At 40.2% G+C, this 209-nt stretch carries 1 rRNA gene; it reads left to right on the top strand.

Annotated features, from left to right (window positions below):
- Positions 1-96 precede the first annotated feature (96 nt).
- Positions 97-209, top strand: a 23S ribosomal RNA gene (locus tag A7985_RS25620); the annotation flags it as partial.

Below are 209 nucleotides of genomic sequence, written 5' to 3'. Positions count from 1 at the left end.
ATCATTTAGTTGATTAATTAGCGTCTACTTTAGTATTACTTAACTTCTGGCGAAGTTAAAACTGTCTTTGACGATACAAACCATTTTGGGTTGTATGGTTAAGTGACTAAGCGTACACGGTGGATGCCTTGGCAGTTGGAGGCGATGAAGGACGTACTAACTTGCGATAAGCTAAGTCAAGCCAGTAAGAGGCACTTGAGACTTAGATT

Source organism: Pseudoalteromonas luteoviolacea, from assembly GCF_001696455.1.
Lineage (GTDB): Bacteria > Pseudomonadota > Gammaproteobacteria > Enterobacterales > Alteromonadaceae > Pseudoalteromonas > Pseudoalteromonas luteoviolacea_C.
Note: the sequence above shows the minus strand (reverse complement) of the source record. Positions and strands in the feature narration are given on the sequence as shown.